This window comes from Nonomuraea sp. NPDC048892 (genome assembly GCF_040649735.1).
Lineage (GTDB): Bacteria > Actinomycetota > Actinomycetes > Streptosporangiales > Streptosporangiaceae > Nonomuraea > Nonomuraea maheshkhaliensis.
The window spans coordinates 66,314-84,913 of record NZ_JBEZFZ010000007.1; the positions used below are offsets into that span (position 1 = coordinate 66,314).

Consider the following 18,600-nt stretch of genomic DNA (forward strand, 5'->3'; position numbering starts at 1 on the left):
TCCCCGTCCATGCCGTTCCTTTCCGTACCGCCAACAGGCGTGGAGCGTGCCCGCGCCGATGCGTGGGCGCGCTAGATCAGCTCTCCGCCAAGATCACCGCGATGGTGTGGTGGAACGGACCCGTTCCGGGCGGCCTCATGCGCCGACGGCGTGTCCGGCTGCGGGGCGCTGTCCCATACCGGGGGAAGGATCGCGGTGTCCATACGCCGCAGTTCGTCGCGGTGTAGCGCGCCCAGGCGCGCCAGGACGCGCTCGCCTTCGGCGGCAAGCATTACCCGCACTGCCCGGCCGTCGCTGGGATGCGCGCCCCGGTGCACGAGGCCCTGTTTCTGCGCTCGGCTGATGAGTTCGACCACGCTGTGGTGGCGCAACAGCAGCTGGTCGGCGAGTTCCCGTACGCTCGCCCAGTCGCGACCGGGGAACCCTTTAAGGGCCAGCAGTAGCTGGTATTGCTGCGGGGTGAGGCCGGCGGCGCGCACCGCCTCCTCACTGAAGCGCAGATAGCTGCGGATCCCGAAACGGAACCGGGCCAGCGCCTCGAAGTCCTGCTTGGTCAGGGGCTCGGGTTGTACTGCTTCGCCCTCCATGACCGTGCCGCCCCTCTCTCGAATCCCGCACAATCATATCGCAATGCGATATAAGCGCATCGTGCCACACGTGCGGCCGCCCGTGATGGCGGGTCCATGGACTCCATTTTATATCGTGCTACGATATAAGTGTCCAGGTGGATGGATGATGAGATCGCACCTGGCGACAGCGCCCTGGAGGTGTTTCGTGCTCGACGACTACGAACGTGAAGCACTGCGGGAGATCCAGCGCCAGTTGCTGGTCGAGGATCCGGATTTCGCCAAATCGTTCAGCACCGATGCGCAACGCCTGCACCGAGCGGCAACACCGGACCTGTCCAGGCAGGCCTACACGGTCATGCGCGTCTTCAGCTCGGCGTTCGTGGTGATCCTGCTGCTGGCCGGATCGCCGTTCCTCGCCCTGCTGTTCGCCGCGTTGACCATGTGGATCTGGTACGCACGCTCGCATCGAGGAGCGGCCGTGACGTCGACGGCGTCCCGGCAAGTCATGTAGCGCAGGAGATGCCAGGCGGGAGATGCCCGGCGGGAGATAGCGAGGCCTCGAGCCGCCCATAGGTCGGCTGAGGCAGAGCATCGGAGGATGCAATGATCGGAACCATCGTCAGCGCCGCGCTGATCACACTCCTTGCGCTGGGCGCGGTCGTGCTCGGCGCGAGTGTCCGGGTCGTCAAACAGTTCGAACGAGGCGTCGTCTTGCGGTTCGGGAAGGTCCGCTCCGAGATTCGCGGTCCGGGCGTGGCGCTGATCGCGCCGTTCGCCGACCGGCTGCACAAGGTCAACATGCAGATCATCACGATGCCGGTACCCGCCCAGGATGGCATCACCCGCGACAACGTGACCGTCCGGGTGGACGCCGTCGTCTACTTCCGGGTCGTCGATCCGCTGCGGGTGGTCGTCGACGTTCAGGACTACGTATCGGCCATCCAGCAGGTCGCGCTAGCCTCACTCCGTTCGATCATCGGAAAGAGCGAGCTGGACGATCTGCTGTCCAACCGGGAGCATCTCAACGAGGGTCTCGAGCTGATGATCGACAGCCCGGCCGTGGGCTGGGGCGTGCACATCGACCGGGTCGAGATCAAGGACGTGGCCCTTCCCGAGACGATGAAGCGGTCCATGTCACGACAGGCCGAAGCCGAACGGGAACGGCGCTCACGCGTCATCACCGCCGAAGGCGAACTACAAGCTTCGCAGAAGCTGGCCCAGGCCGCCGAAACGATGACCGAGCACCCGGCAGCGCTGCAACTGCGGCTGCTCCAGACCGTCGTCGAGGTCGCCGCCGAGAAGAACTCCACCCTCGTCCTGCCCTTCCCGGTGGAGTTGCTCCGCTTCCTGGAACGTGCGACACCGGCCGATGCCGACCCTGCGGGAGTCGCCCACAGCGCGTCCACCCCGCCGTCCGTCGCCGCGCGGCCGCAGGAGCCATCGGTACCGGCCGACCGAACCCTGCAGGACGCCCAGCGCCTCGACCAGGCCGCCCCCAGCGACGTGCTGGCCGGCCGGTAGCCCTCGCCGGCCCCGGCGGCAAGGGCCGGCCGGTACGCGTGACATATGCGATGAAAAATCCCGTCAAGGGCCACGGAGCTGGACGAAGGCGCCACCGTCCTGGAAATCTCCTGAACTCGCTTTGACGTCCACCGGCGTAGCGTCGGTGTCATGAGCGAGATGACGGCCCTGGTGGAGCTCTGAACGAGGCTGGATGTACGTCAGCGGATGTACATCACCGCACCACAGGAAGGCGAGTCATGCCATGGCCGATCCACTTGTCGAACTCAGTACCCGCGGGGTGTCGATCTGGCTGGACGACCTAAGCCGGGAACGGCTGGTCTCGGGCAGCCTGGCCGCCCTGGTCGCGCGGGACCACGTGATGGGAGTCACCACCAATCCCGCCATCTTCGCCAAGGCCATAACCGGCGGCGACGCCTACCACGCGCAGATGAGCGCTTTGGCGGCGCGTGGCGTCGAGGCCGCGGAGGCGCTGCGGGCGCTGACCACCTTCGACGTCCGCGCGGCCTGCGACGTTCTGCGGTGGGTCTACGACGCCACCGACGGGGTGGACGGCCGGGTGTCGATCGAGGTGGACCCGCGGCTGGCCCACGACACCGGCGCGACGATCGCCGAGGCGCAGGCGTTGTGGTGGCTGGTGGACCGGCCCAACCTGTTTATCAAGATCCCGGCCGCGTGTCAGGGATTGCCGGCGATCGCCGCGTGCCTGGCCGACGGGATCAGCGTCAACGTCACCCTGATCTTCTCGCTGTCCCGCTACGACGCGGTGATGAAGGCCTTCCTCGACGGGATGGAAGCCGCCCGGCTGAGCGGCCGGGATCTGTCCGCTCTCGCCTCGGTGGCCTCGTTCTTCGTCTCCCGGCTTGACACCGAGATCGACGATCGATTGGACAAGATCGGAACCGCTGAGGCGGCCGAACTACGCGGCCAGGCCGCCCTGGCCAACGCCCGGCTGGCCTATCAACGCTACGAGCAGATGCTCGCCTCGCCGCGATGGAGGGCGCTGGAGGCGGCGGGCGCGCGTCCGCAGCGACCCCTGTGGGCCTCGACCTCGACCAAGGACCCGGCCTACCCCGACACGCGCTACGTGGTCGATCTGGTCGCGCCCGGTGTGGTCAACACGATGCCCGAGGCCACCTTGCGCGCGGTGGCCGACCACGGCCAGGTGCCGCCCGAGTCGATACCCGACCACTACCAGCAGGCCCAGCAGGTGTTCGACCGGCTGCGACGGCTGGGCATCGACTACGACGACGTCGTGCAAAGGCTCGAGAACGACGGCGTGGCCGTCTTTGAGGCGAGCTGGGACCGGCTGCGCGAGCAACTGGCGACCACCCTACGAGCAACCGGCAGAGGTGCTGGACATGGCCGGTGACCCGACGTATCTGATCGCCGGAGCGAGCCTGGCGGGGGCCAAGACCGCGCAGACCCTGCGCGAAGAGGACTTCCAGGGCCGGATCGTGCTGATCGGCCAGGAGAGCGAACCCCCCTACGAGCGGCCGCCGCTGTCGAAGGGCTACCTGCTGGGCACCACCAGTAGAGGTGAGATCTACGTCCACCCGCAACCGTGGTACGGCGAGCACCAGATCGACCTGCGCCTCGGCACCGCGGTCACCGGCATCGACCCCGCCCGGCACGAGGTGAGCCTGTCCGACGGCAGCCGCATCGGCTATGCCAAGCTGCTGCTGGCCACCGGCTCCTCTCCGCGGCGGCTGCAGTTGCCGGGCGCCGACCTGGACGGTGTGCTCTACTTGCGCCGGGTCGACGACAGCGACCGGCTCAAGGCAGCCCTGCAGAGCGCGTCCCGGGTGGCGATCATCGGGGCCGGCTGGATCGGGCTGGAGACCGCGGCCGCCGCCCGCGCCGCCGGAGCCGAGGTGACCGTTCTGGAGCGCGCGCCGTTGCCGCTGCTGCGGGTGCTCGGCCGCGAGGCCGCCGAGGTCTTCGCCGACCTGCACCGCGAACACGGGGTCGACCTGGCCTGCGGTGTGCAGGTCGCCGAGATCCTCGGCCGGGGCGGCCAGGCTGTCGGCGTACGGCTGGCCGACGGCAGCCGGATCGATGCCGACGCGGTCATCGCTGGGATCGGTATCACGCCCAACGTCGAGCTCGCGCTGGCAGCGGGGCTGGAGGTGGACAACGGCGTCCGGGTCGATGAGCACCTGCGCACCTCCGATGCGGACATCTACGCCGCCGGCGATGTGGCCAACGCCTTCCATCCCCTGCTGGGCCGGCACATCCGCGTCGAGCATTGGGCCAACGCGCTTTACCAGCCGCAGGTCGCGGCCAGGGCGATGCTCGGCCAGGATGTGGCCTACGACCGGCTGCCATACTTCTTCACCGACCAGTACGACCTGGGAATGGAGTACTCCGGCTACGTCGAGCCCGGCGGCTATGACGAAGTGATCTTCCGCGGTGACGTGGAGGCGCGTCAGTTCATCACGTTCTGGTTGCGCGGCGGGCGGGTGCTGGCCGGCATGAACGTCAACATCTGGGACGTCAATGACGCCATCCAGAATCTCGTGCGCGCGGGCGGACGGGTGGACGCCGGCGCGCTGGGAGATGTCAAGACACCGCTGGGCTCGCTGGCAGGCGCTGCGCCCTGAACAGGCGCTGATGAAGGCGCCCCCGCCCTACGAACTCGCTCGACCGTGAGGAGGCAACCATGGCAGGCAAGAGCAAGGGCAAGGTTCAGGTGCGCCGGGTCTATGAGGAACCGGCGGGAGACGACGGCACCAGGGTGCTGGTGGACCGGATCTGGCCGCGAGGGCTGACCAAAGCCAAGGCCAGCCTCGACGAATGGTGTAAACAGGTCGCCCCCTCGACAGAGCTGCGTACCTGGTATCACCACGACCCCGAACTCTTCGTGGAGTTCGGCCGCCGCTACCGCAGCGAACTGGCAGACCCCGAACGGGCAGCCGCGGTCACGCACCTGCGCGATCTCGCCCGAGGCGGCGTGCTGACCCTGCTCACCGCGACCAGACAGCCGGAGATCAGCGAGGCGGCCGTGCTCGCTGAACTGCTCCAGCAGTGACTACGGCCGCCTGCGGGATGGCCGCCGGCAGGGCGGCCGTGCTGGAGGGCCGATCTGCGCAGGCGTCCGTCGCCGTCCCTCATCAGGACCCCTGTCCTGCCCCCTGGGCCAGGAGCGGAAGCGCCCGGAATCGGTGGCGTGATGACCGGCTTCCTGAGACGGCGATTGCCGCCGGCAGGCCGGAACATCATCGCGGCGTGCCTAGCGCGCGGTGGCGGCAGCACACTCTTCGATGCAGGCCAGGAGGGTCAGCATGGGACACAACGTCACACAGAAACTGATCGCCACACACCTCGTCTCCGGCGACATGACCACCGGGGAAGAGATCGCCCTGCGGATCGACCAGACCCTCACCCAGGACGCGACCGGCACCTTGGTGATGCTCGAACTGGAAGCGCTCGACCTGGACCGGGCACGCACCGAGGTGTCGGTGCAGTACGTCGACCACAACCTGTTGCAGACCGACAGCAAGAACGCCGAGGACCACACCTTCCTGCGCTCGGCCTGCCATCGATTCGGACTGTGGTACTCCAAGCCGGGCAACGGCGTCTCCCACCCGACCCACATGCAGCGCTTCGGCATCCCCGGCCAGACGCTGGTCGGCTCCGACAGCCACACTCCGGCGGCGGGATCGCTGGGAATGCTGGCGATCGGCCTGGGCGGCATCGAGGTGGCCATGGCGATCGCCGGCGAACCGGTGTACCTGCGCATGCCCGACATCTGGGGAGTACGGCTGACTGGCGAACTCCCGACCTGGGTGAGCGCCAAGGACGTCATCCTCGAAATGCTCCGCCGGCACGGCGTCAAAGGCGGCGTGAACCGGATCATCGAATATCACGGTCCCGGGCTGGCGCAGCTGACCGCCATGGATCGGCATGTGATCGCGAACATGGGGGCCGAACTCGGCGCGACCACCACGGTGTTCCCGGCCGACGATCAGGTCCGGGACTTCCTGCGGGCAGAGCGGCGCGAGCACGACTTCGCCGAACTGGTCGCCGACGCCGACGCCACCTACGACGTGACCGACGAGATCGACCTGTCGAGTCTGGAGCCGCTGATCGCGCTGCCCAGCTCACCGGGGAACGTGGTCACGGTGCGCGAGGTAGCCGGTCGGCAGGTGGACCAGGTGGTGGTCGGCTCCTCGGCCAACCCCGGGCTGCGCGATTTCGCCGTCGTCGCCGCCATCGTTTCTGGGCGGCAGGCGCATCCGAGGGTGTCGCTGGACATCAACCCGAGCTCGCGGCAGATTCTGCAGGACCTCACGAAGATGGGCGCCACGTTCGCGCTGATCTCGGCCGGTGCACGGCTGCACCAGTCCGGCTGCATGGGCTGCATCGGCATGGGCCAGGCGCCAGCCAACGGGCGCAACAGCCTGCGCACCGTCCCGCGCAACTTTCCCGGCCGGTCCGGCACCCGTGAGGACTCGGTCTTCCTGTGCTCCCCCGAGACCGCCGCCGCGGCCGCTCTCACCGGCCAGATCACCGACCCTCGCGACTTGCCGCGCCTGCTCGGCATCGACTATCCGCACCTGAAGCTGCCAGCCGAGTCCAGCGTGAACACCGCCATGCTCGAACCGCCGCCGTCGGCGCATGCCGATCAGGCCGAACTGGTCAAGGGAGCGAACATCTCCTCGCTGCCCGACTCCCCGCTGCTGCCCGACCGCATCCAGGCACCGGTCGCGCTCAAGGTCGGCGATGATGTGTCCACCGATGAGATCCTGCCCGCCGGCGCCCGGGTGTTGCCCTACCGCAGCAACATCCCCAAGCTGGCCGAGTTCACCTTCGCACAGATCGATGAGTCCTACGTCAGCCGGGCACACGCCTGCCGCGGCAGCGGGCACATCGTGGTCGGCGGCGTCAACTACGGACAGGGCTCCTCGCGCGAACACGCCGTCATCGCCCCCCGCTATCTCGGCCTGCGCGTGGTGCTGGCGGTGTCCTTCGCCCGTATCCACTGGCAGAACCTGGCCAACTTCGGCGTGCTCGCGCTGGAATTCGCCGACCCTGAGGACTACCACCGCGTCGAGCAGGGCGACGTGCTCGTGCTGGACGGCCTACGGCACGCGATCGGCTCCGGCGGCACCGAGATCACGGTGCGCAACACCACCCGAGACCAGCTGTACTCCACGCGGCACCGACTGTCCGACCGGCAGATCGCGATGCTGCTGGCCGGTGGGCTGATTCCCTGGCTACGCCAGCGAAAGGCAAGCCAACGGCCGGAGCCGTCTTCTTCGCGCGAGGCCAGGTGAGCGATGCTGCAGCTCACTCACCGCTGTCACATCCGCCCCGGTGGTGAAGGTCAGCGCGGCTCGCCGGAATGTTCGCGTTGGCCGGGGCCTTGGCTCATCCGACGATGATCAGCGAGGTGAGCAGATAGACGGCGATGGACACCAGGTCCTGCACGACCGTGGCCAGCGGTCCCGAGCCGAACGCCGGATCTTGGCCGAGCCGGTTGAGCAGCCAGGGCAGAGCCATGGCGAGCACTGATGCCACCGAGCAGGCGCCGAACAGAGAGACGGAGGCGGTGAGGGCCACGTGGGCGTCGCCGTACAAGAGGGCGAAGGGAAGAAACGTAGCGGCCATAGCGGCGCCAATGATGAGGCCGGTGATGGCCTCGCCGCGAACAAGGCGGCGGATGGAGACTCCGACGGAAAGGCCCCGCACGACGACCGCTTCAGTTTGCGTGCCCACCGCGTCGGCCATGTAGACGACGCCGGGCAGGAAGAAGGCAAGGGTGACGTTGGCGGCCAACTGTTCCTCGAACGAGCCGACGATGCCGGCTGACAGCATGACGCCGAGAAGTCCGAGCAGCAGCCAGGGCATCCGGTGGGCGAATCGCCGCCGTACCGGCTCTTCCGCGGCGGTGCGGGCGGTGGCGGAGCCCTTGAGATAGCCGCCGAGCCTGGCCATGTCCTCATCGTGTTCCTCGAGCAGGACGCGGAGTAGCCGCTGCGGGGGGATCAGCCCGTGGAAGCGCCCGTCGGGGTCGACCATCGCGAGGCTGCTTTCTGCGTGCTGTACGGCCCGCCAGGCGGCGATCTCCTGATCCACGCCCGGGGTCACGGTGGGCGGGTCATGATCGGCGAGCTCGCCTACGGTGACGGCGTCGTCGGCGGCGAGCAGCTGCTCGATGCTGACCAGGCCGTGAAGCCTGCCGCGCTCGTCGACCACCACGATGTCGCAGGCGCAGTCGAAGCGGCGACCCAGCATCCGCGTGCGGGCGTCGCCCGCACGCACCTCGGGCCCGAAGGTCGGCACCTCGGTCACGACGTGCTCAGCGGCCGTGCCCGTGAAGTCCGCACCGCCGGTGGGAGTGCCGACCGTCACGGTGCGCGGCCCGGAGCTCTAGGCGGCCGTACGGCGCTCGTCGTGATGTCGTCTCCTGCAGCAGGCCCAGCCTGGCGGGTGACCTGATGCCTTCGCGCCGTGCTCGGTCGCCGGGTCCAGGAAGCGACCGCGATGACCCGCTCGCCGGTGACCAGCGCGCCGCCCTCGTTCAGCAGGCTCTCCAGCAGCACCCCCAGACTGTACGGGAGCCGAGCCGGAGCGTCGATCGGCGCGCTTTCGATGATGTGGCTGCTGTCATCGTCAAGAGCGCGGCGGCTGCGCGCGGCGATGCTGTCCGCCGTCACGGTCTGCTCTCCAGATGGTCGCTGTGGTGAAGCCGGTAGCGCAGGAACAGGTACGACGCGCCCCGGCGGACGCTGACCTGTTCGGCACTCTCCCGTCTGCTGGGGAGCAGCTCCAACCCGGTGACCAGGCCGGGGCGCGAGGTGTCCGCGCGGCCGGCGATCACTGGGGAGAGGGTGAGGAAGAGTTCGTCCACCAGGCGGTCGCGGACCAGGTGCCCGAAAAGGCGCGGGCCGCCCTCAGACAGCACCATGGTGTGCCCGCGATCACGGATGGCCCGCAGCACATCCGCCATGCGCAGGACCGATCCTTCGCCCAGGGTGACGACGGTGCAGGTTGCCGGGAGACGCTCTTCAAGCAGGCGGGCCCCGGCCTTCGTGGTGAGGACGAGCGCACCGGCTTCGAGCCCGGGATGGCCGGTCGGCACGTTTCCGGTGGCGGTGACCACGGCCAGCTCAGGACCGGCGGCACGGCCTCGGCGGCGTCGCAGCGCTGCGAAGTCAGCGGCGGCCGCGGGGTAGATGTGCTCTGGCGTCCACCGATGGCCGGGGCTGGCTCGCAGGGTGCCGGCGCCGATGAGCACAACGTCGGCGAAGGCGCGCAGCAACCCCATGACGAACCGGTCCGCCGGTTCGCCGCCGCTGATCGCCGAACCGGAGGAAGGGTACTGTGGGCCGAGAGCGACTACTCCGTCAAGTGAGGCAACGAAGTTGGCGTACACGCACGGCTCGGTGAATCCCAGATTGCCGCCGTAGGCCGTAGCGAGGGCCGAGGGTAGGCGCCCACGCGGCAGCCCGACCTCCTCCTCAGGCAGCAGGTTCAGCAACTCCACCGGTGCCTGAGCGGCGGGGTGTCCGGCGTTGTGCTGTTCCATGCCCGGTCAACCTCGGTGGCCGCACAGCCCGATGAACTCGGCCCGCAGCTGCGCATCGGCGTCGTAGTTGCCACGCCAGTAGGTGGTGCGGGTGCTGGAGTCGAGTTCCCGCACGCCGCGCATCTGCGTGCACAGGTGCACCGCCTCCAGATGTACCGCCACACCGTGCGGGGCCAAGATGCGATCCAGCGCGTCCGCGAGTTGCTGGCCGATCCGTTCCTGCACGGAGAACCGGCGGGCGAACAATCGCACCAACCTGGTCAGCTTGGAAAGCCCCAGGATGTGCTCATGCGCGATGTAGCCGATGTAGGCCCTGCCGAAGAACGGCAGGCTGTGGTGCTCACACAGGGAGAAGAACGGGATCGGCCCTTCCACCACCTGACTGATACGGCAGTCCGGGCCGCCGCGGCACTCGGTCGCAAACGCGGTGACCAGCTTCTCATCGCCCTCGAACCCGCTGGTCGCATCGAAGATCGCGCGCAGGAAACGGCGCGGCGTGTCCATCGTGGACGACGACCCGGCGGGCAGGCCCATCGCGGTGAAGATCTCCCTCATGTACGCTTCGAAGCGCTGCCATTGCTCCGGATCGATCTGCCGAGGGGCGACGGCCTCCCACTCCTCGGCAAACGCCCCAGAGACCGTCACCGCCGGCCCGGTGGCATCCGAGGCCACCCCCACGCGGTCGGTATGGTCGCTCACTGCGCCAACTCCTCACAACAACGTCGATCCGCGTGGGTCGCGCCTGCGCTGGACTCGCCGCTCATCACTTCTCACCTGAGGCTGACCTCGCCCATCGCGTGCAGGGCGAGGGTGGAATGCGCGTAGGCGCCGCCGGCGCGCATTTCGGCGGCCACCCATATCGCCTCCATGATCTCCTCGGGGCTTGCACCCTTACGGCGGGCTAGACGGGTGTGCCCGTCGATGCAGTAGGGGCACTGGGTGACGTGAGCCACCGCCACCGCGATCAGCTGCTTGGTCTTTTCCGGCAGCGCTCCGTCAGTGAACACGGCACGGCTGAAGTTCTCGAACGCCTCATGAATGCCCGGCGCGAGTTGCTCGCGCCGGGCCGCGATCTCAGGTGTGGCCGGTTGGTAGAGGGCCTCGGTCACGAGAGCACCATCCTTTCCCTAGGCATCGACATTGCCGACATCCGGCGACGGCCGAGACGACGGCACGCGGCGCTAACCCGGAAGCGGCCACGATGACACCCGAGACGATGCAGGCGAGCAGGACCGCGATCGGCTGCGCCTTGTCGACCATGAGATCCATTGTTCGTTCAAGGTCGTGCTACCGTCCGCAGACGTCCCTGGTGGTCTGGCGAACGACGAAGTCTTCGAGGTCAACAGCCATATCTACGACATGTCCCAGCTCCGCGGCCATACGACCCTGTCTGGTTAATGATTCGTCCAGCAATTCACCTCACGGCCGCACGCACCGGATCCTGTGTCTTGGACTGCCGATCGGCTCGGCGCTCGACGAACATGCCGATGATCACGCCGGCCAGGGCGGCCAGTAGTTGGGACGCTGGCCCATCCATGTCAGGGATCGAGCCCACTCCGGTGACCCGCCCCGCCCACATAGTGGATTTGCCGTCTCACTCTTAGTGAGTCGGCTTGCGTGGCGGAGTTCCGGTTCAGCGGCCGCTGGGTAATCTCATGGCGCCGCAGTTCCGGCGCCCCCGCCGGGCGGGACAGGACAGGTGGCGACGAGACGACTTGAGGTTTTCCAAGTACCTGATGGAGGCGGACATCACGGATGCCGAGATCGCCGTCAAACGGGCTGGGACGCATCGGCCGGACCGTTCTGACGATCTTACGCGACGTCGAGGAGGTCGAGGGTGATCATGGACGGGGCCATCCCTATCAGGCTGCTGGCGGATGTCACGAAAGCGATCACGGCGGGAAGCGGATGGGAAGGGAGTCTGCGTCGGCTGGCGGAACTGCTTGTCGAGGAACTCGCGGACTGGTGCGTGGTCGATCTGCTGGACGAGAGTGGTCAGGCAAGGCGGGTTGTGGTGGTGGGGCATGCCTCAGGCTCGGACAGCCCTCATCCAGGAGAACCCTCGAACCTGCTCCCGGCGTGGCCGGAGGTCTCCACAGCACCGCTGGCCCAGGCTCTGCGCCGGCGCGCTGCGGTGCTGATCTCCGATGTGCCGCCCCCGGAGAAGGCAGCCGATCCTTTGGAACTCGCCCAATTGGAGTTGTTGGCCCGGCTCGGCGCGCGCACTGCGATCGCAGCTCCCCTGGACGTCGGCGGTCGCCCCTTCGGCGTGATCATCGTGACCCGTACCGCTGCGGATCGGCCCTTCACCCAGGCGCAGGTTCCCTTGATTGAAAGCATCGCTCGTCAGGGCGCGCTCGTCGTGGACCATGCGCGTCTCTACGGCCAGCAACGCGAAATCGCCACCTACCTACAGCGTTCGTTGCTGCCTGAGTCCTTGCCTGCGCTCGCGCCACTTCACCTCATCGCCCGGTACACGCCGGCTCGCACGCACGCGGAGGTGGGTGGTGACTGGTACGACGCCCTCCTGCTACCGGACGGCACGCTGGCGTTCACCATTGGTGATGTGATCGGCCATGACCTTCGCGCCACCGCCCGGATGAGCCAACTGCGGCACATGCTCAGGGCCCTCGCCTTGGACCGTCCCGGCCCGCCTGACGACGTGGTGTGCCGCTTGGATCAGGCGCTGGAGAACCTTCACGAGCCCGATGTGATGGCCACGCTCATCTTCGGTGTGGCGCGAACGCTGGATGCCGGCTCCTTTGTCCTGGCATGGAGCAACGCCGGGCATCCGCCCCCCTTGCTGGTGCCCGCCGATGGCCAGGCCCGGTTTGTCACCGGCGGCCATGGCTTGCCGATAGGCGTGGACGCCAGCGTGCCGCGAGAAGCGGCGGCCTCGATTGCGATCGCCGCGGGCGGCCTGTTCCTGCTGTACACCGACGGTCTCATCGAGCGACCCGGAGAAGATCTGTCCCTTGGTCTGGAGCGGCTTGGCCGTGCGGCGATGGATCTCCACGGTCTGCCGCCAGATCGTTTCCTGGATGAACTGACGGAGCGGCTCGCCCCTACGCGGGGCGACGATGTCGCCTTGCTGGCCCTATACAACTAGCCTACGTCGCCGCCGCATCGCTAACCGGATCCCACAGCGCCCAGGGCCGCCTGCGGCCGGATCATGCTGTCGTGCAACCCAGAGAGACCCCGGGAGAGAGCCGGTCGGCGAGGACTGCGGCCTGGCCATGTTCGACATCGAGGATTTCAGTGAGCAAGTGGCACCTATCCGTGACGGGGCCGAGCTCGTCCAGTTCACGCAGAGCTCCTGGTAGGTCCGCGCCGTTCAGCAAGGGGGCGACGGCGAAACTCCGCAGAGTAGTCGGGGTTGTGTCCGTTTCAGCACCGCAGTTCGGCGGATGGGGCGACCTCGCGCAATCGTGCGTTGGGGTGGGTGTTCTCCTTGCCCGTCCCGCGCGGCCGCCGGTGCAGCCAGACGCCTGTTGGAGGCTCGCTTGTCATGTGTTGATGTCCTGGCGAGGCCGCGCGCCTGCCCGGCGGCGGGCTCGCAGCACGATCTTCACGAGTTCACCGGTCCACAGGATGGCCGAGCCGACCGCGGCGCAGGCCAGCCATTGGCCTGCGGTGAGGTCGGTGGTGGTGAAGAAGCCGTGCAGGATGTCCATCTCCACGACAAGTGCCAGGAGCACCAGGACGACGGCGGTGGCGATGAAGGCCGAACGATTGTGCAGGGTTTCGCGGCTGAAGATGCTGCGGATGTCGTGTCGCACGTTGAGCAGGTTGAAGACCTGGAAGAACACGAACGTGACGAAGGCCATCGTCGCGGCGACCGTGGGCTGTCCCAGCTCCGGCTGGGGCCCGGGGGCCCAGGCGAGGATCGCGAGCGTGCCGGCCGCCATCACCGCGCCGGCCAGCACGATCCGGGTGAGCCGCTGCCGGGTCAGGATGCGTTCACCGGCGGGACGGGGTGGTCGGCTCATGGCGTCCGGGCTGACCGGGTCGATGCCGAGGGACATGGCGGGTGGGCCGTCCATGATCAGGTTGACGAAGAGGATCTGCAGCGCGGTGAACGGTGCGCCGCCGGCGAGGCCGGTGACCGATGCGGTGAGGAAGGTGAGCACGAACCCGAAGGCGGTGGACACCTGGAACCGGGTGAACTTGACGATGTTGTCGTAGATGCCGCGGCCTTCGCGGACGGTGCCGACGATGGTGGCGAAGTTGTCGTCGGTGAGGATCATCGTCGCCGCTTCTTTGGTCACCTCCGTTCCGGTCAGGCCCATCGCGATGCCGATGTCGGCCTTGCGCAGGGCGGGGGCGTCGTTGACTCCGTCGCCGGTCATCGCGACGACGTCGCCGCGGGCCTGCAGCGCTTTGACGATCCGTATCTTGTGTGCGGGGGACACTCGGGCGATGACGCCGATGTCGTCGAGGCGTCGGGCGAGGTCGGCGTCGGGGGTGCGGTCGAGTTCGGTGCCGCTGATGGCGGTGCCGGGGATGCCGAGTTCGGCGGCGATGGCCATGGCGGTGACGGCGTGGTCGCCGGTGATCATTCGGACGCGGATGCCGGCGTCGCGGCATTGCGCGATCGCCTGTCGTGCCTCGGGGCGGGGCGGGTCCAGGATGCCGATCAAGGCGACGAGGACGACCCGGTCGAGGAGGTCTTTCGGGTCGCCGGTGGCATCGAAGCCGTCGGCGGGGAAATCCTCGACGCCGACGGCGAGCACCCGCATGCCCTGCTCGGCCAGCGTGGTGTTGGCCCGGTCGTAGCGCTGGCGGGCGGCGTCGTCGAACGGCGCGATCGCCTCGCCGCCGAGGTAGCGGTCGGCCCGCGCCGACAGCACGTCGGGGGCGCCTTTGATGAAGCATCGGACCACGTCGCGGCCACGGTTGTCGCTCCAGCGGTGGAAGGTGGCCATGAACTTGTGGTCGGAGTCGAACGGGATCTCCATGATGCGGGGGCGTTCCTGGCGCAGGGCCCGGACGTCGATGCCGCCCTTTTCGGCGAGGGCCACCAGAGCGCCCTCGGTGGGGTCGCCGACCACTTGCCCGTCGCGCAGTACCGCGTCGCTGCACAGGGCAACGGCGATCAGCGGGTCGTCGAGCGTCGCGGGCAGTGGTGAGCCGTCCGTGGTGCGGATCCGCCCGTCGGGCGTGTAGCCCTCGCCGGAGACGGTGAACCGCCGGCCGGCCAGCAACATCTCCCGTACGGTCATCTGGTTGAGCGTCAGCGTGCCGGTCTTGTCGGTGCAGATCTGCGAGGTGCTCCCCAGAGTTTCGACCGAGGCGAGCCGTTTGACGATCGCGCCCCGGCGGGCCAGCCGACCGGCTCCCATCGCCAGAGTGAACGCGACGACCGCCGGTAGCCCTTCCGGGATGGCCGCCACAGCCAGGGAGACCGCGCTGACGAACAGCGTGCCGAAGTCCTGCCCCCGTACCAGCCCCAGCACGAAGACGGCGACGATGACGAAGCCGGCGATGACCGCCAGCGTCCGGCCAAGGCCGTCGATCTGGCGTTGCAGCGGCGTCGGCCCGGGCCGGGCTGCGTGCAGCAGGTCGGCGATCCGGCCGATTTCGGTGTCCATGCCAGTGGCCGTGACCACCGCCTCGCCGCGGCCGCGGGTGACCATCGTGTTCATGAACACGACGCTCGCCCGGTCACCCAGCGGTGCCGCCTCGTCGACGTCGGCGGCAGCGGATTTGCCGACCGGGTGCGCCTCGCCGGTCAGCGAGGACTCCTGCACCTCCAGCGAGGCCGAGGACAGCAGCCGGCCGTCGGCGGGTATCCGATCCCCGGCCTCCATCACGATGATGTCGCCGGTCACCAACTCGGCGGCGTCCAGCTGTACGACGCGGCTGCCGCGACGGACCGTCGCGGTGGTGAGGAGCATACGCCGCAGCGCCTCCAGCGAGGCCTCCGCCCGGGACTCCTGCACGAACCCGATGGTGGCATTGAGGAAGACCACCAAGACGATCACCGCCGGGGTTTCCCAGTCTCGGGTCACCACCATGCTCACCACCGCGGCGACCAGCAGGATCAGGATCAACAGGTCCTGAAACTGCCGCAGGAACACCCGCCACCGCGGTTCGCGCGGCGTCTCATCAAGCCGGTTGGCGCCGTGGCGCTGCAGCCGCCGGGCCGCCTCCGCCGACGACAGCCCATGCTGCGGGTCCACCTCGAATGCGTGAGCGGCGGCTTCGGCCGCACGCGCGTGCCACGGTTGCGGCGTCGTTTCGGTGGGCCCGGCCATGCGGTGATCCTCTCCGGCCAGTGCTGCCAGGAAACTGCGCTGACGCCTGCGCGGCCATCGCCCGGCGCCGGCGTTTGCCGGGTGGGGCGCCAACCGGCGGAGTGTGGGGCCATCTCTATGCGGCTAAGACTCGCTCGTCAAAATGCGCACGACATCGACACACCGGGCCCGCCGTACTCGGGCGCCACATACAGGCCGAGCAGGCCGCGTTCGCCGAGGCCGAGCACGACGTCGTCGCCCACCCACTGTTCCTGCTCGACCTTGACCGGGTCGTAGCACGCGTCCAGGAACTCGTGGGCGTCGGCGATCAGGGCGTCGACGCGGCGCTGCTCGTCACGGGCCAGCCGCGGATACGGCATCACCATCGCCGCCGGCAGCCGGTCGGTGAACAGCGCCTTGGCGAATGACGACACCGGCGGCGCACCCGCACCCGCGGCATCGGCGCCGGTCCGCTCTCCTGCCGGTTGCGCGGCGAGGGTCGGCTGGGCGGCTGCCGGTGCGGTGGGCCTGGTGGCTGCTTGCGCAGGTTCCGGTACGTCCGACACGCCCTGCCGAACGCGGATCGTGCCGCCGCCATGGGTTGCTTGGGCACGGACGATGGCCACTGTGCCGCTCGCGTGGTGCAGCACGCGCTGGCTGGTGGAGCCGAGCAGCAGGCCGGTGAAGCCGCCGCGGCCGCGGGACCCCACGACGGTCAGGGCGGCGCCAGCGGATTCGGCGATCAGGACATCGGCGGACTCGCCCTGGACGACCTTCTGCTGGAGCGGAACATCAGGGTAGTGCTCGCAGTAGTCGGCAACGGCTTCGGCGAGCAGCCGGGCAGGCCATGGAGACAGGTGATCCGCGTAGTAGCTGCCGATCCGCCACTGGTAGGAGTGCACGGCGACGACGCCCAGGCCGTGCCGCTCCGCGTGCGCGAAGGCGAAGTCGACGGCGAGGTCCGACAGGTCCGAGCCGTCCACGCCGACCACCACCTGACCGGTGGCCGGGCCGGCCTGCGCGGCGTCGCCGGATGGGCTGTCGCGCACGACGACGACGGGGCAGGCGGCGTGCGCGGCGGCCTGGACGCCGACGGACCCGACGAGCAGTCCGGTGAACCCACCCAGGCCGCGGTGACCGACCACTACCAGGGCGGCATCGCGGGAGGCGTCGATCAACGCCGCGGCGGGGGCGCACACCGGAAGATCGGTGCTGACGTCCAAGGAAGGGGCGACCTGACGGGCCCGTTCGACGGCAATGGACAGAAGCTTCTCGGCGGCCCGCTGGAGCCCGGCGTCGGGCGGCCCCATCGGTGGCGGTTCCAGCGATACGCCCATCAGCGGCCACAGGAACGCGTGCACGATCCGCAGCCGGCATTGTCGGACGGCCGCTTCTCGGGCGGCCCATTCCACCGCGGACAGGCTCTGGTCGGAGCCATCGACTCCTACGACGATCACAGCGGCCGGGTTGGCGGTCATGCTCTCAGTCCCCTTCCGGGTGTGAGCTCCCGCAGGACACCGGCAAGGTCCAGGAGCCGGCGCACCTGCCGCTGCGCGTTGACCACCGTGTAGCCGCGTCCACCCGGATGGCGATGTCGCGGCCGGCCACCAGCGCGCCGATTCCCGTACCGTCGAGGAACGTCACCCCGGCCAGATCCACGACAACGTCGACCGGGCGTGGCGCACGCAGTGTGTCCGCGATGGCGGCTCGCAGCGCACCGGCGGTGCGCAGGCCGATCTCGCCGACAGGGGTCAGCGTGACGACCCGGTCGCCGGCCGAGCGTCGGGGCGATGACCAACCCATCGGTGGCCTCCGTTCGGTGCGGTTGTCGCCGCGATCTGGTGCGGGGGCACGCCGGTGCATTCCGGTCAGGTGCCGGCCGGTCAGCCGGTCCGCTTGCGCTGGCACGGCACGCAGAACCGGGCGTGCGGCAGGATTTCCAGCCGTTGCAGCGGGATGTCGGTGGCGCAGCGTTCGCAGGCCCCGTAGCTGCCCTCGGCCATGCGCCGCAACGCCCGCGCGGTGTCGGCCACCACCTGGCGGGAGGAGCCGATCAGTGCTTGGAGAATGTCGTCGTCGAAGCCGCCGCGGTCGGGCTGCCGGCTGCACACGGTAAGGTGAGCGAGCTGGTCGCTGTGTCGCTGGAACTGCTCCTCCAGCGTGGTGCGCAGTTCCTCGATCGGATCGCGCACAGGCGGATCGTGCACAGTGCTGGTCACGTAACCAGCCCCTTTCTCAGATTTCGGGTGTCAGACCGGATGACCGCGCCGCGAGCCGCCACCGATGAGTGTGTTGGCGCGAGGTCCGAACCGATGGGATGGAGCGGGATGCCGACAGGCCGCCATGGCCTGCCTCCTCGCTCGATCCGGCATCACCCTTCACCTGCCAACCTACGCGATCGTGATGCGGAAGGCAGGGGCTGCCACCGGCCAACATGCCGGAGGCATGGTTGCCGACCGTCGGCAATCACAGCGTCGCCGCGCCTAGCGGGCGCACGAGGACCGCTCACCGTCCCCGGATACCGGCGATCAGCGGTCGTACCAGCGGGGCGGCCCGGCGGCCCCAGAGACGGGCCGGGGCGGATTTCGCGGATGCGGCCTTCCTGGTGATCGCGTTCCACAGTGCCGGACAGATGTCAGGCGCACGGGCCCGGCCGGTCTAAACTGCCGAGGTCCGGCAAAGGACAGGCCGGCGAAGCGGGCGCCCCGTCACCGCCACCGAGACCCGTCGAACACCGGGT

General features: G+C 68.8%; 17 protein-coding genes. 7 read left to right on the plus strand and 10 right to left on the minus strand.

The annotated features are described in order from the left end of the window. Positions 1 to 71: 71 nt before the first annotated feature. On the minus strand, positions 72 to 587 hold the full coding sequence (locus AB0C28_RS24300; RefSeq protein WP_358077565.1) for a MarR family winged helix-turn-helix transcriptional regulator: 516 nt from the start codon (positions 585 to 587) through the stop codon (positions 72 to 74). 187 nt (positions 588 to 774) lie between these two features. On the opposite strand from AB0C28_RS24300, the gene AB0C28_RS24305 reads away from it, so the two are divergent. The 6 genes from AB0C28_RS24305 to AB0C28_RS24330 all read left to right on the plus strand — a co-directional run bounded on the left by AB0C28_RS24305 (position 775) and on the right by AB0C28_RS24330 (position 7,369). Beyond that, the gene (locus AB0C28_RS24305; protein WP_358077568.1) at positions 775 to 1,080 is read left to right on the plus strand and encodes a DUF3040 domain-containing protein; all 306 of its coding nucleotides are present in this window, start codon (positions 775 to 777) and stop codon (positions 1,078 to 1,080) included. A gap of 92 nt (positions 1,081 to 1,172) precedes the next feature. Continuing rightward, a complete protein-coding gene (locus AB0C28_RS24310) occupies positions 1,173 to 2,090 on the plus strand; it encodes a slipin family protein (RefSeq protein ID WP_358077571.1) in 918 nt (305 codons plus the stop codon). A 244-nt stretch (positions 2,091 to 2,334) separates the two neighbouring features. Then, complete coding sequence (tal, locus tag AB0C28_RS24315) at positions 2,335 to 3,462, plus strand: transaldolase (RefSeq protein WP_358077574.1); 1,128 nt, start codon at positions 2,335 to 2,337, stop codon at positions 3,460 to 3,462. Further along, positions 3,452 to 4,693: an FAD-dependent oxidoreductase gene (locus tag AB0C28_RS24320; RefSeq protein ID WP_358077577.1), complete on the plus strand. Its 1,242-nt coding sequence runs from the start codon at positions 3,452 to 3,454 to the stop codon at positions 4,691 to 4,693. Before tal ends, AB0C28_RS24320 begins: the two co-directional genes overlap by 11 nt. A 59-nt stretch (positions 4,694 to 4,752) precedes the next feature. After that, entirely contained in the window at positions 4,753 to 5,121 is a 369-nt protein-coding gene (locus AB0C28_RS24325) for a DUF488 family protein (protein WP_358077580.1), read from the plus strand. A 253-nt stretch (positions 5,122 to 5,374) separates the two neighbouring features. Continuing rightward, positions 5,375 to 7,369 (plus strand): aconitate hydratase, encoded by a 1,995-nt coding sequence (locus AB0C28_RS24330; RefSeq protein WP_358077582.1) that lies wholly within the window; start codon positions 5,375 to 5,377, stop codon positions 7,367 to 7,369. Between the two features lie 94 nt (positions 7,370 to 7,463). Here AB0C28_RS24330 and AB0C28_RS24335 read toward each other — a convergent pair whose 3' ends face one another. From AB0C28_RS24335 to AB0C28_RS24355, 5 genes are all read right to left on the minus strand, one after another. Continuing rightward, positions 7,464 to 8,447 (minus strand): magnesium transporter, encoded by a 984-nt coding sequence (locus AB0C28_RS24335; protein WP_358077584.1) that lies wholly within the window; start codon positions 8,445 to 8,447, stop codon positions 7,464 to 7,466. Next, positions 8,444 to 8,752: a hypothetical protein gene (locus tag AB0C28_RS24340; protein ID WP_358077587.1), complete on the minus strand. Its 309-nt coding sequence runs from the start codon at positions 8,750 to 8,752 to the stop codon at positions 8,444 to 8,446. The genes AB0C28_RS24335 and AB0C28_RS24340 overlap by 4 nt, the downstream gene beginning before the upstream one ends. Beyond that, complete coding sequence (locus AB0C28_RS24345) at positions 8,749 to 9,624, minus strand: dihydrofolate reductase family protein (RefSeq protein WP_358077590.1); 876 nt, start codon at positions 9,622 to 9,624, stop codon at positions 8,749 to 8,751. Before AB0C28_RS24345 ends, AB0C28_RS24340 begins: the two co-directional genes overlap by 4 nt. A 6-nt stretch (positions 9,625 to 9,630) precedes the next feature. Further along, positions 9,631 to 10,323 (minus strand): GTP cyclohydrolase I, encoded by a 693-nt coding sequence (locus AB0C28_RS24350; protein WP_358077593.1) that lies wholly within the window; start codon positions 10,321 to 10,323, stop codon positions 9,631 to 9,633. A 71-nt stretch (positions 10,324 to 10,394) separates the two neighbouring features. Beyond that, positions 10,395 to 10,733 (minus strand): carboxymuconolactone decarboxylase family protein, encoded by a 339-nt coding sequence (locus AB0C28_RS24355; RefSeq protein WP_358077597.1) that lies wholly within the window; start codon positions 10,731 to 10,733, stop codon positions 10,395 to 10,397. 734 nt (positions 10,734 to 11,467) lie between these two features. Here AB0C28_RS24355 and AB0C28_RS24360 point away from each other — a divergent pair. Beyond that, positions 11,468 to 12,733: a GAF domain-containing SpoIIE family protein phosphatase gene (locus tag AB0C28_RS24360; protein WP_358078118.1), complete on the plus strand. Its 1,266-nt coding sequence runs from the start codon at positions 11,468 to 11,470 to the stop codon at positions 12,731 to 12,733. A gap of 397 nt (positions 12,734 to 13,130) precedes the next feature. Here AB0C28_RS24360 and AB0C28_RS24365 read toward each other — a convergent pair whose 3' ends face one another. The 4 genes from AB0C28_RS24365 to AB0C28_RS24380 all read right to left on the minus strand — a co-directional run bounded on the left by AB0C28_RS24365 (position 13,131) and on the right by AB0C28_RS24380 (position 18,079). Then, the gene (locus AB0C28_RS24365; protein ID WP_358077600.1) at positions 13,131 to 15,881 is read right to left on the minus strand and encodes a cation-translocating P-type ATPase; all 2,751 of its coding nucleotides are present in this window, start codon (positions 15,879 to 15,881) and stop codon (positions 13,131 to 13,133) included. A 137-nt stretch (positions 15,882 to 16,018) separates the two neighbouring features. Beyond that, positions 16,019 to 17,338 carry a universal stress protein gene (locus tag AB0C28_RS24370; RefSeq protein ID WP_358077603.1) on the minus strand — a complete coding sequence of 440 codons (1,320 nt, stop codon included), beginning with the start codon at positions 17,336 to 17,338 and terminating at the stop codon, positions 16,019 to 16,021. Positions 17,339 to 17,342: 4 nt separating this feature from the next. Then, complete coding sequence (locus AB0C28_RS24375; RefSeq protein ID WP_358077606.1) at positions 17,343 to 17,663, minus strand: STAS domain-containing protein; 321 nt, start codon at positions 17,661 to 17,663, stop codon at positions 17,343 to 17,345. Positions 17,664 to 17,743: 80 nt separating this feature from the next. Then, positions 17,744 to 18,079, minus strand: coding sequence for a TraR/DksA C4-type zinc finger protein (locus tag AB0C28_RS24380; RefSeq protein ID WP_358077609.1), 336 nt, complete (start codon positions 18,077 to 18,079; stop codon positions 17,744 to 17,746). Positions 18,080 to 18,600 lie beyond the last annotated feature (521 nt).

Coding starts and splice junctions, on each gene's coding strand:
- AB0C28_RS24300 (WP_358077565.1), bottom strand. CDS start 587: ATGGAGGGCGAAGCAGTACAACCCGAGCCCCTGACCAAGCAGGACTTC.
- AB0C28_RS24330 (WP_358077582.1), top strand. CDS start 5,375: ATGGGACACAACGTCACACAGAAACTGATCGCCACACACCTCGTCTCC.
- AB0C28_RS24365 (WP_358077600.1), bottom strand. CDS start 15,881: ATGGCCGGGCCCACCGAAACGACGCCGCAACCGTGGCACGCGCGTGCG.
- AB0C28_RS24325 (WP_358077580.1), top strand. CDS start 4,753: ATGGCAGGCAAGAGCAAGGGCAAGGTTCAGGTGCGCCGGGTCTATGAG.
- AB0C28_RS24310 (WP_358077571.1), top strand. CDS start 1,173: ATGATCGGAACCATCGTCAGCGCCGCGCTGATCACACTCCTTGCGCTG.
- AB0C28_RS24360 (WP_358078118.1), top strand. CDS start 11,468: ATGGACGGGGCCATCCCTATCAGGCTGCTGGCGGATGTCACGAAAGCG.
- AB0C28_RS24375 (WP_358077606.1), bottom strand. CDS start 17,663: ATGGGTTGGTCATCGCCCCGACGCTCGGCCGGCGACCGGGTCGTCACG.
- AB0C28_RS24345 (WP_358077590.1), bottom strand. CDS start 9,624: ATGGAACAGCACAACGCCGGACACCCCGCCGCTCAGGCACCGGTGGAG.
- tal (WP_358077574.1), top strand. CDS start 2,335: ATGGCCGATCCACTTGTCGAACTCAGTACCCGCGGGGTGTCGATCTGG.
- AB0C28_RS24370 (WP_358077603.1), bottom strand. CDS start 17,338: ATGACCGCCAACCCGGCCGCTGTGATCGTCGTAGGAGTCGATGGCTCC.
- AB0C28_RS24320 (WP_358077577.1), top strand. CDS start 3,452: ATGGCCGGTGACCCGACGTATCTGATCGCCGGAGCGAGCCTGGCGGGG.